Source organism: Streptomyces sp. NPDC002680 (genome assembly GCF_042889145.1).
Taxonomy (GTDB): domain Bacteria; phylum Actinomycetota; class Actinomycetes; order Streptomycetales; family Streptomycetaceae; genus Streptomyces; species Streptomyces adonidis.
In genome coordinates this window covers 228,520-243,934 of record NZ_JBIAQP010000018.1, presented here as the reverse complement: position 1 = coordinate 243,934, position 15,415 = coordinate 228,520, and the positions used below count along the sequence as shown (strand labels likewise).

15 protein-coding genes are annotated in these 15,415 nt (G+C 68.8%); 7 read left to right on the top strand and 8 right to left on the bottom strand.

Features of this window, described 5'->3' with window-relative positions:
• Position 1 precedes the first annotated feature (1 nt).
• On the bottom strand, positions 2 to 1,960 hold the full coding sequence (locus ACFYXF_RS38770; RefSeq protein WP_389356676.1) for a glycosyltransferase family 2 protein: 1,959 nt from the start codon (positions 1,958 to 1,960) through the stop codon (positions 2 to 4).
• Between the two features lie 227 nt (positions 1,961 to 2,187).
• On the opposite strand from ACFYXF_RS38770, the gene ACFYXF_RS38765 reads away from it, so the two are divergent.
• Positions 2,188 to 2,697, top strand: a complete 510-nt coding sequence (locus tag ACFYXF_RS38765; RefSeq protein WP_389356675.1) for a metallophosphoesterase family protein — start codon at positions 2,188 to 2,190, stop codon at positions 2,695 to 2,697.
• On the opposite strand, the gene ACFYXF_RS38760 is transcribed toward ACFYXF_RS38765, so the two are convergent.
• Positions 2,694 to 3,800 (bottom strand): XdhC family protein, encoded by a 1,107-nt coding sequence (locus tag ACFYXF_RS38760; RefSeq protein WP_389356674.1) that lies wholly within the window; start codon positions 3,798 to 3,800, stop codon positions 2,694 to 2,696. The genes ACFYXF_RS38765 and ACFYXF_RS38760 overlap by 4 nt on opposite strands.
• A gap of 113 nt (positions 3,801 to 3,913) precedes the next feature.
• On the opposite strand from ACFYXF_RS38760, the gene ACFYXF_RS38755 reads away from it, so the two are divergent.
• A complete protein-coding gene (locus ACFYXF_RS38755) occupies positions 3,914 to 5,776 on the top strand; it encodes an endoglycosylceramidase (protein ID WP_389356673.1) in 1,863 nt (620 codons plus the stop codon).
• A 132-nt stretch (positions 5,777 to 5,908) separates the two neighbouring features.
• Here ACFYXF_RS38755 and ACFYXF_RS38750 read toward each other — a convergent pair whose 3' ends face one another.
• Entirely contained in the window at positions 5,909 to 7,177 is a 1,269-nt protein-coding gene (locus ACFYXF_RS38750; RefSeq protein WP_389356672.1) for a YncE family protein, read from the bottom strand.
• A 178-nt stretch (positions 7,178 to 7,355) separates the two neighbouring features.
• On the opposite strand from ACFYXF_RS38750, the gene ACFYXF_RS38745 reads away from it, so the two are divergent.
• Complete coding sequence (locus tag ACFYXF_RS38745; protein WP_389356671.1) at positions 7,356 to 8,045, top strand: TetR/AcrR family transcriptional regulator; 690 nt, start codon at positions 7,356 to 7,358, stop codon at positions 8,043 to 8,045.
• 400 nt (positions 8,046 to 8,445) lie between these two features.
• Positions 8,446 to 9,336: a helix-turn-helix domain-containing protein gene (locus tag ACFYXF_RS38740; RefSeq protein WP_389356670.1), complete on the top strand. Its 891-nt coding sequence runs from the start codon at positions 8,446 to 8,448 to the stop codon at positions 9,334 to 9,336.
• A gap of 18 nt (positions 9,337 to 9,354) precedes the next feature.
• Here the strand turns inward: ACFYXF_RS38740 and ACFYXF_RS38735 are convergent, their stop codons facing one another.
• The 4 genes from ACFYXF_RS38735 to ctaD form a co-directional block, all read right to left on the bottom strand.
• Positions 9,355 to 10,206, bottom strand: coding sequence for a hypothetical protein (locus ACFYXF_RS38735; protein WP_389356669.1), 852 nt, complete (start codon positions 10,204 to 10,206; stop codon positions 9,355 to 9,357).
• Positions 10,207 to 10,343: 137 nt separating this feature from the next.
• Positions 10,344 to 10,760 carry a hypothetical protein gene (locus ACFYXF_RS38730; protein WP_389356668.1) on the bottom strand — a complete coding sequence of 139 codons (417 nt, stop codon included), beginning with the start codon at positions 10,758 to 10,760 and terminating at the stop codon, positions 10,344 to 10,346.
• Positions 10,761 to 10,948: 188 nt separating this feature from the next.
• Entirely contained in the window at positions 10,949 to 11,293 is a 345-nt protein-coding gene (locus ACFYXF_RS38725; RefSeq protein ID WP_389356708.1) for a hypothetical protein, read from the bottom strand.
• A 5-nt stretch (positions 11,294 to 11,298) separates the two neighbouring features.
• Positions 11,299 to 12,945 carry a cytochrome c oxidase subunit I gene (gene ctaD / locus ACFYXF_RS38720; protein ID WP_389356667.1) on the bottom strand — a complete coding sequence of 549 codons (1,647 nt, stop codon included), beginning with the start codon at positions 12,943 to 12,945 and terminating at the stop codon, positions 11,299 to 11,301.
• A 105-nt stretch (positions 12,946 to 13,050) separates the two neighbouring features.
• Between ctaD and ACFYXF_RS38715 the strand changes: the two genes are divergently transcribed.
• Positions 13,051 to 13,599, top strand: coding sequence for an RNA polymerase sigma factor (locus ACFYXF_RS38715; RefSeq protein ID WP_389356666.1), 549 nt, complete (start codon positions 13,051 to 13,053; stop codon positions 13,597 to 13,599).
• The gene (locus tag ACFYXF_RS38710) at positions 13,592 to 14,566 is read left to right on the top strand and encodes a CU044_5270 family protein (RefSeq protein WP_389356665.1); all 975 of its coding nucleotides are present in this window, start codon (positions 13,592 to 13,594) and stop codon (positions 14,564 to 14,566) included. Before ACFYXF_RS38715 ends, ACFYXF_RS38710 begins: the two co-directional genes overlap by 8 nt.
• Here ACFYXF_RS38710 and ACFYXF_RS38705 read toward each other — a convergent pair whose 3' ends face one another.
• Complete coding sequence (locus ACFYXF_RS38705) at positions 14,567 to 14,941, bottom strand: nuclear transport factor 2 family protein (protein WP_389356664.1); 375 nt, start codon at positions 14,939 to 14,941, stop codon at positions 14,567 to 14,569.
• Positions 14,942 to 15,114: 173 nt separating this feature from the next.
• On the opposite strand from ACFYXF_RS38705, the gene ACFYXF_RS38700 reads away from it, so the two are divergent.
• Positions 15,115 to 15,411 carry a hypothetical protein gene (locus ACFYXF_RS38700; protein ID WP_389356663.1) on the top strand — a complete coding sequence of 99 codons (297 nt, stop codon included), beginning with the start codon at positions 15,115 to 15,117 and terminating at the stop codon, positions 15,409 to 15,411.
• Positions 15,412 to 15,415 lie beyond the last annotated feature (4 nt).

Sequence of the window (15,415 nt, the reverse complement as noted above, 5' to 3'; positions counted from 1 at the left end):
GTCAGGCTCCGTTTCCGCGTCGCAGCCCGGCCTTGCGGGCGATCTTCCCGAGAGTGCGCCGCACCTTGCGGACCAGCTTCTGACCGCCGCTCGGCCCAGCGGGCTTGGCGGGCCGTACGACCTGAACGCGGCCTGCCTTGGAGCTGAGGCTGACGGACATCGCGAGGAAGCGCGGCTCGTCGGCCTCGGGGGCGAGGCACAGCGAGGGCTTCCAGGTCCCGTCGGCCAGCGCGCCGGACGGCAGCGTCGCGTCGACGAAGCCGGCGGACAGCGTGCCCTCGATGTCCACGGGCTCGGCGACCGCCGCCGAGGTGAACCGGAGCAGCGCCTTGGTGTCGACGGGCACGTGCAGAGGGAGGGCGACACGCAGCCGGTCACCCGTGACGGTGACATCGTCCGGCTTGAGGCGACCGAGGCCCACGCCCTTCACAGCGCGGTCGACGTCCAGGGACAGGGTGGCCTGCTTGGCGGTCCAGTACGGCAGGACCACACGACCGGCGACCACACCGGCCGGGGGCACCGGACGGGGGTCCAGCTTGACCGGGCCCAGACGGCACTCACGCGTCCAGCCGCCCAGCTTGATCCGCACGAACACGTCGAACAGACCGCCGCCGAGGGCGACACCGCCCGCAGCCGTACCGGGATCGACGGTCGCGGTACCGCGCAGCACCAGCCGCACCTGACCATCGTCGCTGGCGGGGAGGGTCTCGCGGGTCAGTTCCACCGGCTGGAAGAACTGGGCGGCCGTGGCCCGCTCACGCACCAGGAAGTCCGCCGTCGCGCTCCCGAACCGGGCGACCGTGGAGGCCGCGACCCGGGCGATCGCGTCGTCGGCGTCGGTGGGCGTGCCGTCCAGGTCGGCGCCGTCGCTGTCGTCCTCGGCGGGGAACGTCATCGGCTTGCCGTGAGAGGTGAACTCGGCGGTGAAGCCGACGTGGAGGACCCCGTCCCGCCACTCGACACTCAGGGGAGTGGCCGAAGGGGCGAGCGACGCCTCCCACTCCGCGAACGCGACGACGTCGTCCAGCCGATCGGCGGCGATCAGCGCCGCGACGATCCGCTGCGCCTCCTGCATACCGTTGGCGACACCCGGCCCGAAGCGCTCGACGACGACCCCGCGGATCTCGTCGAACATCTCCTTGCGGTAGTCCTCGGGCAGCTTGAGGAGACGGTTGCTGCGCATCCGCTCGACCATCTCGTTCCGCAGCCAGCGCCGGAAGAGCCGGTCGCGCACGGCACCGGGCTCGGTGTACCGCTCGACGACATCGAGGGCCTCGCGCAGATTCCGGAAGTAGCCGACCGGGTCGAAGCGCTGGAACCCCGCGTTCGAGGCGTCGTCGCGCTTGACGTGGTAGTAGCAGACGTAGTCGCTGAGCACGGAGACGTTGTCCGCGCGCAGGTAGGCCTCGGTGACGAAGACATGGTCTTCGAGCCGCCGCCGACCCTCGGGGAAGCGCAGACCGATGCGGTCGAGGAAGGCGCGGCGGACCATCTTGTGCGGGGTGAGGCTGTCGATCAGCGGGGCGTTCTCGACACTGGCCTTGGGATGGTTGTGCCGGAACAGCTCCACCGGCACCGGACGGCCCTTGCCGGCCATCTTGCCGACGATCACATCGGCGCCGTTGGCCACGCCGTAGTCGTACATCCGCTCAAGGGCCTCGTCACCGAGATAGTCGTCGTTGTCGACGAACATCACGAACTCGCCCTGCGAGGCCTCGATACCGACGTTGCGCGGCTTGCCGGACCAGCCCGAGTTCTCCTGATGGATGACCTGGAAACGCGAGTCCGTCTTGGCGAGCTCGTCCAGCAGGGCCGGGGTGTCGTCGGTGGAACCGTCGTCGACGAGGATCACTTCGTACTCGTCTGCGGGTAGCGACTGCCGCAGCAGCGACGCGACGCAGTCCTCGATGTACGGTCCCGGGTTGTACACCGGAACGATGACGCTGACCTTGACCGGCATGCGGCTGGAAGCCCCCTTTTGGCTTTACTCCCCGTTTCCGCAACGGCACGGTTCGGGATGCCTGATACTAACCGGGCGTGACCCCTGGCTCCTGTCGGCGGTTCGGCAGCGCCCCGAAAGGGGCGCGGGGCTGTGTCAATGTGCGGCTCCGCCGCGCGGGCGCGACAAGCCACGATGGCGCCGCACCCGCAAGACGGCAAATCGCGGCACCCCCTACGCTCAGGAACGTGCGCCTCCTGCTGCTTTCCGACACCCACCTCCCCAAACGCGCCAAGCAACTACCGGCGCAACTTCTTACCGAACTCCCGCACGCAGACATCGTGATCCACGCCGGCGACTGGGTCGACACAGCCACCCTCGACCTCCTGGAGACCCGCTCACGCCGCCTGATCGGCGTATACGGCAACAACGACGGCCCCGACCTACGGGCGAGACTGCCCGAGGTGGCCTACGCCGACCTCGACGGCCTCCGCCTCGGAGTCGTCCACGAGACCGGCCCCGCGCAGGGCCGAGAAGCCCGCTGCATCACCCGCTACCCCGACCTCGACGTCCTCGTGTTCGGTCACAGCCACATCCCGTGGGACACCACGACGGACACCGGCCTCCGGCTGCTGAACCCCGGCTCGCCGACCGACCGCCGCCGCCAGCCGCACTGCACGTACATGACGGCGACGGTGACGGACGCCGGCCGCCTCACCGACGTGGAACTGCACCGACTGCCGCCCCGCCGGACCTAACCCGCCTTCGGCGGATGAATGGCGCCGGCCGTCGCCGTCAGCGCCGCCCCGCTGCCGCCCCATCGCAGCGCGACGATCTCGGCGGCCACGGACACCGCGACCTCCTCGGGCGTACGGGCGCCGAGGTCCAGCCCGATGGGGGAGCGCAGCCGCGACAGCTCGGGCCCGGTGAGGCCGGCCTCCGTGAGCCGGGTCCGGCGGTCGTCGTGGGTGCGGCGGCTGCCCATCGCCCCGATGTACGCGGCGGGGCGGCGCAGCGCCTCCTCCAGCAGCGGTACGTCGAACTTCGGGTCGTGGGTCAGCACGCACACCACCGTGCGCTCATCGGTGTCCGTGCCGCGCAGATAGCGGTGCGGCCAGTCGACGACCACCTCGACACCCTCGGGGAAGCGCTTCGGGGTCGCGAAGACCGGGCGCGCGTCGCAGACGGTGACCCGGTAACCGAGGAAGGCGCCGATCCGGGCCACGGCGGCGGCGTAGTCGATGGCGCCGAAGACGAGCATGCGGGGCGGGGGCGCGAAGGAGTGCAGGAACACGGTGACGGCGTCCTCGCGCCGCTCCCCGTTGGGCCCGTAGTGCCGCAACCCCGTTGCCCCGAGGGCGAGTTCACCGCGCGCGTCGGCGGTGACGGCCACGTCCAGGCCGGTCGTGCCGAGGGTGCCGGACACCCGGTCGGGCCAGACGGCGAGTGTGGCGCCGCGTGCCGCCGGACCGTCGGTCACGGTGGCCACGGTCACCGGCCGGCCCGCCGCCACGGCCTCCGCGACCGCCGCGAAGGACGGGTCGAGAGCGGGTGTGACGGGCCGCACCAGCAGGGTGATCTCGCCGCCGCAGGTCAGCCCCACCGCGAAGGCGTCCTCGTCGCTGTAGCCGAAGGTCGCGAGCCGCGCCTCGCCGTCCGCCACCACCTCCTGGGCCAGCTCGAAGACCTCACCCTCCACACACCCCCCGGAGACACTGCCCACCACCTCGTCACCGGGTCCGACCGCCATCGCGGCCCCGGGGTCGCGCGGCGCGCTGCGGCTCACGGAGACGACGGTGGCGAGGCCGAACGGTTCGCCCGCCGCGTACCAGCGCCCGAGCGCCGGGAGGATGTCACGCACGATCCGCTCCTTTTGTCGCCCATGTGACTCGATCATCGACTATCGGTGCCAAAAGCTGAAGATTACTCAACAGTCACTTGGTATTGACGACCACTGATGCGCGCGGGACTGTAATGGACATGTCGAAGTTGCGCGTGCATCTGCTCGGCGTACTGGTCCTGGTCACGGGTTTCCTGACCACCGTCGGCTCCCAGCCCGCCCGGGCCGACACCCTCTGGTTCGACACCCCTACCTCTACCACCCTCACCGTCCAGAACGGTCGGTTCACCGACGCTCTGGGCCGCGAGGTCGTGCTCCGCGGCTACAACGTCTCCGGCGAGACGAAGCTCAAGGAGAACAACGGACTCCCCTTCGCCTCGGTCGCCGACGCCAAGAAGTCCGCGACGGCGCTGCGAGCGCTCGGTGGCGGCAACAGCATCCGCTTCCTGCTCTCCTGGGCGTACGCGGAGCCCGTGCGTGGCACGGTGAGCAGCAGCTATCTGGCCGCCGCCACCGCACAGATGGGTGCCTTCCTGGACGCGGGCATCCGCGTCTACCCCGACTTCCACCAGGACCTCTACTCCCGCTGGCTCTTCGACTCGGACAGCTGGTACACCGGCGACGGCGCCCCCAAGTGGGCCGTGGACCTCGGCAACTATCCGGACGAGTACTGCGGGATCTGCCTCTTCTGGGGGCAGAACATCACCCAGAACGCGGCCGTGAAGGACGCGTCGTACGACTTCTGGCACAACACGTACGGGCTCCAGGACTCCTTCCTGGACACCGCCCAGAAGACGATGACGTACCTCAAGCAGAACCTGACGACCGCCCAGTTCGCGGGTGTCGTCGGCTTCGACCCGTACAACGAGCCGCAGGCCGGCAACTACGACTCGGGCCAGACCAGCCGCACCTGGGAGAAGGACGTCCTGTGGCCGTTCTTCGTGAAGTTCCGGGCGCGGATGGACGCGGCCGGGTGGCAGGACAAGCCCGCCTTCGTGGAACCGAACATGTTCTGGAACGCCAACATCGACTCCCAGAAGCAGGAGGGCGGGTTCCTCGACGCGGGGACGGTCGGTGCCCGCTATGTCTTCAACACCCACTTCTACGACCAGAAGGCCATCTCCGGCATCCTGATGTGGGGCAACGCGGAGGACGGCCAGTACGTCACGGACTTCGGAACGGTCCGGGACCGGGCCACCGCCCTCGGAACGACCGGGATCGTGAGCGAGTTCGGCCATCCCCTGTCGGGATCGGTCTCCGGCAAGGCGCCGACGATCTACAAGGCGATGTACCAGGCCCTCGACTCCCGGGTGAAGGGGTCGGGTTGGTGGGCCAACGCGAGCGGCTCCGGGCCCGTCCTCTCCGGCAGCCAGTGGCAGTGGGACATCTACAACGGCCGCCACCACGAGCTGATGAACGACAACCCCGACAAGGTGCTCACCACCGGTGACGCCTGGAACGACGAGGACCTGTCCGCCGTACGCCTCGACGACTCCGGTACGGCGGTGCTGCGGCAGGACGCCCGGATGCTGGACCGCGTCTATCCGGGCGCCACGGCGGGGACGACGCTCGCCTTCACCTACGAGGACCGCTCCCGGGACGGCTCCACGACCCTCACCTGGAACCCGGTGCCGAGTTCGCTGCCGAACGTGTCCACGCTGGTGGGGTCCGGGCAGTACAGCGTGCTGGTGTGGCGGTCGAAGGGGATCTCGGCGCCGACCGAGCTGCATCTGCCGGCGTCGTTCCCGACGGCGACGACGACGGTGGTCTCCGACCTGGGCACGGTGTACGGGCCGCCGGCCTACTCGTCGACGACGCCTGTCGCGGCGGGGACCGAGCCCGGCGGCACGGGGAGTCGGCGGCTGCTGCTCACGGCGGCGGACTCGGGGGTTCTGCATTACGCGCTGGTGACGAATGGGGCTACGGCTCCTTCGGCGACCCTGCTGAGTGCTGCGCGGGCTGAGCTGGCTTCTTGGGCCGCGTCCGAGTTCGGTTAGGCGGTTGGTTCGTCGGCTGCCGGCCGGTGGGGGCTTGTCGCGCCCACGCGGCGGAGCCGCAAATCGACACAGCCCCGCGCCCCTGAAAACAGGGGCGCGGGTGTCCGCGTGGTTTGAGCAGAACCGGATGATTCAGTTGGTCGCCGGGGCCGTCCAGTCCGCCTCGACATGGGCGAGGCGGACTCGCTGGGGGTGGTCGCCGACCGGGACGGAGACCGTCTTCTGGCCGGTGGTGAAGTCGATGGCCGTGATCTGGTCGGCGCCGCTCTCGGAGATCACGCAGGACTTGCCGTCACCGCTCACCGTGGCCCAGTAGGGCTTCGAGGCGGTGACGAGCGGGCCCTCCTGGAGGGTCGTACGGTCGACGACCGTCGCGTAGTCGTCCATCGTGCCCGCGACGCACAGCTTGGTGCCGTCCGGCTTCATCGAGATGCCGTGGTGGCGCGAGTCGTTGACGAAGGTGGTGCGGTCGTCGCTGGTCGCCGGGTTCTTCGGCAGGGTCTTCGTCCGGGTGATTCTGTCCGTGGCGATGTCGTACTCGAAGAAGCCGTTGAAGAACGAGACCTGGAAGTACAGCTTCGTCTCGTCGGGTGAGAAGGCGGCCGGGCGGACCGCGTCCGAGTAGTCCGTGAGGCCGATGGCGTTGAGCCGGTCCCGCATGTCGATCACCTTCACCTGCTGGAAGGTGGCCGCGTCGACGACCGTGATCTTGCGGTCGCCCTTCGTGAAGTCCTGCCAGGGGGCGTCCTGCGAGGTGTTGACGTCCCCGATGGACATGTTCCAGATGTACTTGCCGTCCTTGGTGAAGATGTTCTCGTGCGGCTTGTCGCCGGTCTTGAACGAACCGATCTGCGCACCGGTGTTGATGTTGAGCACATGCACGGTGTTGGAGATCGAGGCGGAGACCGCGACCCGGGTCCCGTCGGGGGAGACCGCCATGTGGTCGGAGCGGTAACCCGACACGGGGAAGCGCCAGTTGATCGCCCCGGTGGCCAGGTTGATCGACACGACGTCGGCGAAGCTCGGCCGGGACACCACCATCGACTTGCCGTCCGGGGTGGAGTACATGTCGTCGACCAGTTGGTCGTGGCCCTCGCCGACGCCGTTGCGGATGGCCATGAAGTAGATCCACTTGATCGGGTCCGCGTTGATCGCGGCCAGCCGTGCCTCCTTGTCCGGTACGACGTTGATCCGGCCGATCTTGGCGAAGTCGCCGCTGGACTTGATGACGTCCGCGGTGCCTTCCCAGTTGTTGCCGACGAACATCACCTCGCGCAGGCTCGCGGCGGCGGTGGCGTCCTCGGCGTCGGTCGCCGCGACGGCGGCGCTCGCGGGGGCGGTGATGGTCAGGACGAGGGCCGCGGCCATGGAACAGAGATGCCTGGATCTGGAAGCGGGCATGCGTGCTCTCCCCTCCGGGAGTGGGCGATGGGCTGTGGCGGGTGCATGACATGCGTGGTGGGCAATCTGAATACGGTCACGTTCAGATTGGACTTACTGGAAAGTAAGGAGGGGGTGCCCTTCTCCACAAGAGTGCGTACACGACAAACTTGCCCTCGGACCGACGAAGGAGGGCTCATTGGCGGGCAGGCTGAGGGCGCCGACCGGCCGTTACGCGGGCAAGACGGCCGAGGAACGGCAGGCCGCACGGCGTCGACGTTTCCTGGACGCCGCACTCCAGCTGTTCGGCGACACCCCGGGCTACCGCTCGACCACCGTCGCCGCGCTCAGCGAGGCGGCCGGTCTGTCGACCCGCCAGTTCTACGAGGAGTTCCGCACCCTGGAGGACGTCCTGGCCGCCCTCCACCTCCAGGTCAACGACTGGGCCGAGGAAGCGGCGCTCGTCGCGCTGGCCGCCGCCGAGGGACTGCCCCTCGCCGAACGCGCCGCCGCGATCTTCCGCGCCTACGCCGCCAACGTCACCGCCGACCCGCGCCGCATCCGGATGACCTTCGTCGAGATCGTCGGCGTCAGCGCCCGGCTGGAGGAACAGCGCCTGGCCCGCCGCTCCCGGTGGGTGAACCTCATCTGTACGGAGGCGGAGGCCGCCGTCGCCGAGGGAGAGGCGGCGCCGCGCGACTACCAACTGGCCGCCACGGCGTTCATCGGCAGCGTCAACGGCCTGCTGCACGACTGGAGCGCCGGGTGGGTGGACGCCACGCTGGACGAGGTGGTCGACGAACTGGTGCGCATGCTGCTGGGCATCCTGCGCCCGGCGGGCTGGGTGCCTCCGGGGCCCGAGAACACCGAGAGCACTCGGGGTTCCTGACGTCCTTCCGGGTTCCTCCGCCGGGGTGTGGTCGCGCGGTCGTCGCGCTGTTCGGCGGGTCGGCCGGTTCACCGACTCCAGTACGGGACCCACGCCGTCCTCCGCGCCGATCCCGGCGGCGAGAGCGCGCGCCCGTTCGCCGTACGCGGCGTCGGTGGTCGCCCGTACCAGCGCCGAGGCCGGCGCGTCCGTCGTCAGCCTCCGCAACGGAACCGGCCGGGGAGCCACGGCAGCCATGCGCGAGTGTCGCGAGCGAGATATTTCCTGAGAGTTCCCCGGGACTTCCCTTCTGATCCGCTTGTGGAAGCGCCGCGCTGTGCTGGCATGTCCCGGTCGCCCGTGATGCCTGGGGATCCAGGTGCTCGGGTGGCCGACGAGGGCGACGGGTGGTTGGGGGACCATGCTGGCGGAGACGGTGTTCTCGACGGAGGACGTGCCCGCGGAGGACCGGTTCGACTGGTGGCGCGACCGGATGGAACTGGGCGACGTGGCGGTGTGGCCGACGGCGTTCCGGCCGACGGTCGTCCGTCGCACGCCCGGACCGATCAAGCGGTCCGATCCTGAGACGTTCCGCATAGGCCTGGTGGTGCGAGGGACGGAGGACGGGACCCGGGGCGACCGACAGGCCATCATCGGGTCCCTCGAATTCCTGCTCGACGACTCGTCACAACCGTGCGAGGCTCGCGCCGACGCCACCTTGATCACGGCGATCGGTGTCGAGGTTCCCCAGTACCTGCTCCCGCTGTCCCGGGCCGACTTCGGGCAGCTCGTCGGCAGACGGCTGTCCGGACGTGAGGGGATCGGTGCGCTGCTGGCCGAGTTACTGACCCGGTTGACAGCGGATGCCGACAGCTTCCGGCCCTCCGACGGTCCCCGGCTCGGGACAGTCGTCGTCGGCCTGGTGTCCGCGCTGCTCACCCACGAGCTCGACGTGGAGGGCGTACTCCCGCCCGAGACCCGAAGACGGACTCTGGTCCTCAGCATCCGGGCCTTCGTCCGACAGCGTCTGCACGACCCGGGCCTGACCCCGGCCGTCATCGCCGCCGCCCACCACATCTCGCCCAGTTATCTGCACCGCCTCTTCCGGGACGAGGACGACACGGTCGCCTCCTACTTACGCCGCCAGCGTCTGGAACGCGCACGCCGTGACCTGGCCGACCCGGCCCTGCGGGACGTGCCGGTCCACCGCATCGCGAGCCGCTGGGGTTTCACGCACGCCTCCGCCTTCACCAGGGTCTTCCGGGCCGCCTATGGGCACCCGCCCAGCCATCACCGTCGTCCGGCCCGCTGACCTCTCCGGTCGGGTGCGCTACTTCCCGGAAGGGGAGTCCAAGCGGTCCAGCACACTCCGTACGTTCTTCCGGTAGACGTCGAGCCTCTTGGCCAGCGACTTCAGCTCGGAGGCGTTCGCGGCGATCACGTCCCGCTGGATCTCCGTTTCGGCCGCCACCCGGATCCTCACCAGGTCGACCTCGTCCTTGCACTCGACATCGGCGGCGGCCACCGCGCGCTCCTTCGGGCCGGCGGCGGAGGAGCTTTCCAGCTTCCAGGCCTTGTCCAGCATGGCGTCGTCCGGCGTCGCATAGTCGTAACCCCGCGTGTGCATGCACTTCTTCCACGCCCGGAAAGCGGAAACGACGGCGGGGTGTTTCTCGGAGACTTCCAGCGACTGCCAGGAAAGGCGGTCGGCCAGTGTGTTCGTGAGGTTCCCGGCGCCGCGGGCGAGTTCCTGTCCCGAACTCACCGCACACCCCTGCTGCCGGGCCTTCTCAGGGCCGTAGTAGGCCGCGTTGGCCTTGGCGCCCTTGAGGATCTCAAGGCGTCGGCGCGCGATGTCCGCGGAGAATCCATCGGGTGGGGGATGGTAGCCGTAGCGCTCGGCGACCGGGGAGTCGATGACGCCGTAGCGGCGGCGCAGGGGGTCGGGAGGGAGCGGCGTCACGGGTGCGTACCAGCTGAATCCGGCCTTCTTCATACAGGCGTCCACCAGGAGGCCCTCGGCACGCCTGGCGTCGGACTGATCGCGCAGGCCGAGTCGGTAGGCGCTCAGCGGCAGGTTCAGGTCGACCGCCGTCGCCGTCTCCGCCGCGGTGGATTCGTCGGCCTCGGACAATGCGTAGTAGCCGCCGCCGCTCAGTACGATCAGCGCCGCTGCCGTCAACGCTGTCTTCCTTTTCCAGTGCTTCATGTCCCACTCGCCGAATAGGGAGAACCGAATGAGGAGAACCGAATAGGGAGAATGCGGAAGTCGGGAGTCCCGGCCCGTCCTCGTGGGCCGGGACTCGTCGAACCGAACTGCTAGCAGGCGATGGAGTGGCCGCCGATCTCGTTGTTCATGTTGACTCCGTACTGGTCACCCGTGACGTTGGTGAGATTGGAGTACCCGTAGCCGGTGTCGATGACCAGGGTGTCCCCGCTCTGCGCCGGGTTCTCGTAGACGACCACGGGACACGGGTAGTAGTTGGCGATCGAACTCACGCTGTTGTCCACCGAGTAACTGGGGTGGAGCGGGTAGTAGTTGTTCTCGTAGTGCGTGTCCGAGGCCTTGAAGTCGGCAGCCCAGTCGAAGTTGGCCTGCCGGAAGACGCAGAACTCGGAGTTCGTGGACTCGCAGACGCCGTCGTTCGACGCGGCGGGAGCCACCCCGGCCAGGAGCGGGACACTGCATACGGCGGCTGCGGCGAGAATGCCCAGCCTGGACATGATGCGATTCACGAAGACTCCCCTTTGTCTCTCTGTCTCTACATCTGTCGGTTCGTGGCGCCCCGATGTCGCTGTGGGACGACGTGACTCAAGGATCTTCGCGACATGCCCTGGAGTCATTGCCGTTCAGTCCACGACTCCTTGACAACGAGGTCACTCCGGTCGCCTGGTTGCCTCCGGCGCCGGAGGCAACCGCGGCTTCAACACCGGTCGGCCCAGGCCGCTGTGACGGCCGGCAGGCCTCCGGCGAGCGCGAGCAGGCAGATCACCACAAGCCGTCGGCGCAGTACGCGGTAGGCCTGTAGGTACTCGGCCCGCAGCTCCCCAGCGCGCTGGGCTGTGCGCTGCCAGGAGGTGCGCGCCAGGGACACGTACTCCTCCTCGAACAGCCGCTCAAGCTCGGTCTGCTGACTGTCCGTCAGCCAGGGCAGCCGACCGGTGAGGCGTGCGGCGGCCCCTCGTGCCTCGTCGAGGGTCGCCGCCACGAGCAGATGGCCCTGGATGTCGTTGATCATCGCTGCGGCGCGCACGGCGTGGTCGTCCATGGCGGTCACTTCGCCGTCAACTCCCGTTCCTCGACAGGAAAGGTGGAGTGGTGGAGGTCGAAGGCTGGGGATTCGCTGCGAATACGGGGCAGGGTGAGGAAGTTGTGGCGCGGGGGCGGGCAGGAGGTGGCCCACTCCAGCGAGCGGCCGTAGCCCCACGGGTCGTCGACCTCGACCTTCTTGCCGTACTTCGCGGTCTTCCAGACGTTGTAGAAGAACGGGAGCACGGACAGCCCGAGCAGGAACGAACTGATCGTCGAGATCGTGTTCAGCGCGGTGAGGCCCTCGACCGCGAGGTAGTCGGGGATGCGGCGGACCATGCCGTTCGGCCCGAGCCAGTGCTGGACGAGGAAGGTGCCGTGGAAGCCGATGAACAGGGTCCAGAAGGTGATCTTGCCGAGGCGTTCGTCGAGCATCTTGCCGGTGAACTTCGGCCACCAGAAGTGGAAGCCGGAGAACATCGCGAACACCACGGTGCCGAACACGACGTAATGGAAGTGGGCGACGACGAAATACGTGTCGGACACGTGGAAATCGATGGGAGGTGAAGCCAGCATCACGCCGGTGAGTCCGCCGAAGGTGAAGGTGATGAGGAAGCCGGTGGCCCAGAGCATTGGTGTCTCGAAGGACAGGCTGCCCTTCCACATGGTTCCGATCCAGTTGAAGAACTTCACGCCGGTTGGGACGGCGATGAGGAACGTCATGAAGGAGAAGAACGGGAGGAGGACGCCGCCGGTGACGTACATGTGGTGGGCCCACACGGTCACGGACAGGCCGGCGATGGCGATGGTGGCGCCGATCAGGCCCATGTAGCCGAACATCGGCTTGCGGGAGAAGACCGGGATGACCTCGCTGATGATGCCGAAGAACGGCAGGGCGATGATGTACACCTCTGGATGCCCGAAGAACCAGAACAGGTGTTGCCACAGCAAGGCGCCACCGTTGGCGGCATCGAAGACGTGTGCGCCGAATTTCCGATCCGCCTCCAGCGCGAAGAGCGCGGCGGCGAGCACGGGGAAGGCGAGCAGGACCAGGACCGCGGTCAGCAGCACGTTCCATACGAAGATCGGCATGCGGAACATGGTCATGCCGGGGGCGCGCATGCAGATGATGGTGGTGATGAAGTTGACCGCGCCGAGGATGGTGCCGAAGCCGGAGAAGGCCAGGCCCATGATCCACAGGTCGGCGCCGATGCCCGGGGAGCGGACGGCGTCGGAGAGCGGGGAGTAGGCGAACCAGCCGAAGTCGGCCGCACCGGAGGGGGTGAGGAAGCCGCCGACGGCGATGAGGGAGCCGAACAGGTAGAGCCAGTAGGCGAACATGTTCAGCCGCGGGAAGGCGACGTCGGGGGCGCCGATCTGCAGCGGCATGATCCAGTTGGTGAAACCGGCGAACAGCGGTGTCGCGAACATCAGCAGCATGATCGTGCCGTGCATCGTGAACGCCTGGTTGAACTGCTCGTTCGACATGATCTGCAGACCCGGCCGGGCCAGCTCGGCGCGCATGAACAGCGCCATCACGCCACCGATGCAGAAGAACGCGAACGACGTCACCAGATACAGCGTGCCGATCGTCTTGTGGTCCGTGGTGGTGAGCCACTTGACGGCTCTGCGACCGGTGGTGGTGCGGGGTGGGAGCTCGATGGTCTTCACGCCCCGCCTGTGTCCGCGCCCGGTCCCGGCGTCACACTCGGACGACGCGACAAGAATCACGGAAACGGGTGTGACGATCCGCAGGCTGCCGGACACCAACGGAACATGAGCAACGACGAGACCTTCGCCGCTGCCTATCGCGAGCACTACTGGGCGGTCAGCCGCTATGTCGCTCGGCGACTGGACGGCCGTACGAGCGAGGTGGAGGAAGTGGTGGCGGACGTCTTCACCGTCGCCTGGCGACGCCGTACCGACCTGCCCGCGTCCCCGCTGCCCTGGCTGTACGGCGTGGCACGCAACTGCCTGGCCAACGCGGTACGCGGCCAGGGCCGGCGCCGACGGCTCGTCGACCGGGTGGGCAACGACGAGACGGCGCACGGCAGACAGGTCGTGGCGAGCCCCGACGCCGAGTCGCCGGGCGCCTGGGTGCACGAGGCACTCGGCCGGCTCACCCCGGCCGACCAGGAGATACTGCGCCTGACGGCCTGGGAGGAACTCGCCGTCGACGAGGTCGCCGTGGCCCTGGGGTGCGGTACGCGCGCGGCGGCGATGCGGCTGCACCGGGCCCGGCGCCGGCTGAGAACCGAGATCGACCGGATACGCCCCGCGCTCGCCGCCGATGTGAACTCCCCGAAGGAACACGGCCATGCCTGACGAACTCGACCTGCTGCGCGCCGCCGACCCGGTACCGGCGAACGACCCCCACTTCGGCGACGGCCCCCTGAACCACGACGCGGAACGCCGCCTCAACCAGCTCCTCCACACCAGAACCCTGTTCGGCCGTCGCCGCACCCGCTGGACGTGGAGCCTCGCGACCGTCGCCGTCGTCGCGGTGACCGCGCTGGCCCTGCTCCTCGCGGGCCCGAACACGGCCCCGGCAGTGGCGGCACCGCGCCCGCTGCTGGTGCACGCGGGCTCCACCCCCGTACCCCTGGCCAGGATGGCCTCGATCGCCGACGCGGCGGCAGCGGACGGCTCCCCGGAACTCCGGAGGGGCACCCACGTACAGACGTGGAGCATGGGCATGTCGGAGGACAAACCGCCGATCACGCTCCCCGTCGAGCGCATCGTGCGCTGGCGGGCCGACGCGAGCCACACGGAGCTGGTGGTGGCGACCGATCCCCGGCATCCCGGCCGACCGGTACTCAGCGACGGCGACGGCGAACCCGGCCTGGTCGAGGACGGGCACGTCATCAGCGACCAGACCTTCGGGCCGAGCTGGAGCGACGCCCCACCCGAGTCGACACCACCGCACGACCCGAAGCGCCTGGAGGCCTACCTCCAGGAGGCACAGCACCAGACCACACCACTCACAACCCCCGAACTCCTGGACGCGGTAAGGGTGCTGCTCGACCACTGGACGCTCGGCGCCCACGAGACCGCGGCACTCGCCGCCCTGCTGGCGGACGCGGAGGGCCTACGCCCCGTAGGCCGGGTGACAGACCGCCTGGGCCGCCCCGGCCAGGCATACGTGTACGACGGCCACGGCGCCCGCCGCATGCTGATCCTGGCCCCGACCAATGGCACCGTCCTGGGCCTGGAGCTCACCGCGACCTATGCGGAGCCGGAGTGGGGTCTGAAGGCGGGCGACGTCATGGATTACAGCGCCTGGATGCGCTGATCAGGAACCCTCCTCGTCCCACGCCTGCAGCACAGTCTGGTCGACGATCTTGCCGTCGCGCAGGGACAGCATCGAGCCGGCCAGGACTCGGACGCCGTCCGGGTACAGGCAGGACTCGGTGTAGGCGACCTGGTCGCCCTGGACGACGACCTGTTCCAGTTTGTGGGTCATGTCCCTGCTGTAGACGTCATTCAGCATGGTACTGATCTCGTCGCGTCCGTGCATGACCATCGGGTGGCTGGGCTGGGTGTTGTGGTCGACGACGCGGAGTTCGGCGTCGTCGGCGTAGAGCGACAGCAGGGCCGTCGCGTCCTGTCCTTCGATGCCCCGGCGCAGTGCTTCGGTGTCGAAGGCTTGGCTTGCCGCGGTGCCCATGGTGACCTCCTCCGAGGGGGCGCGGCCCGGTCGGGCGCGGGCCGCGAGGGGCCTCTCCTTCTGAGACTCCTCCGTCCGGGTGGCCTCGGCAAGCGCAGACAGAGGATGAGCCTGACGAGTGAGGGGGACGGAGTGGCCGTGTCCGGGGAGGGGCGCGGGCCGTTGCTGAATGCATGATCTCAACACGACGAATCGCCGCCGCCGTTGGTCTCGCCGTCGGCGTCACCGGCCTCGCCGCCCCGCTGGCCAGCGCGGCCCCCGCCGCCGACCAGAACGCGGGCAAGCTGAACCCGATCGCCCAGCTCGACTCGCTCGCCGTGAGCGAGATTCCCGCCCAGTACCACGACGACCTGCCCCGGGTCTCCACTCAGCTCGGCTCGCTCAACCGGCTGAACGATCTCCAGCAGCTGCACCAGGTGACCGACATGGCCGCCCCTGTGACCGGGCTGCTGCCGGGCATCGAGGCCTGACCGG